This window comes from Mesorhizobium sp. M2E.F.Ca.ET.209.01.1.1 (assembly GCF_004010375.2).
In the GTDB taxonomy this organism is placed as follows: Bacteria; Pseudomonadota; Alphaproteobacteria; order Rhizobiales; family Rhizobiaceae; genus Mesorhizobium.
Map to the genome: position 1 here is coordinate 1 of NZ_SADP02000938.1, position 307 is coordinate 307.

1 protein-coding gene is annotated in these 307 nt (G+C 62.2%); it reads right to left on the reverse strand.

What is annotated here, in order from left to right; genetic code table 11:
* A partial coding sequence (locus EN852_RS38580; protein ID WP_135879885.1) for an aldehyde dehydrogenase family protein occupies nucleotides 1–307 on the reverse strand: 307 nt, incomplete at both ends.

Here is a 307-nt window from a genome sequence, read left to right on the forward strand (position 1 = left end):
CCGGTCGATCTTGTCGACCGCTTTCTTGGTGATCATGGGTCCACATTCGGTGTCCGCCTTGGTGCCGGCGCCGATCTTGAGCGCGGCCATGCGCCGGGACAGGCCGTCGGCGAACGCATCGTGGATGCCCGACTGGACGTAGATGCGATTGGCGGCCGTACAGGCTTCGCCGGCATTGCGCATTTTGGCGATCATGGCGCCATCGAGGGCCGCACCGAGATCAGCATCGTCGAAGACAATGAAGGGTGCATTGCCGCCGAGTTCCATGGAACAGGAAATCACATGTTTGGCGGCCTCGGCGAGCAAG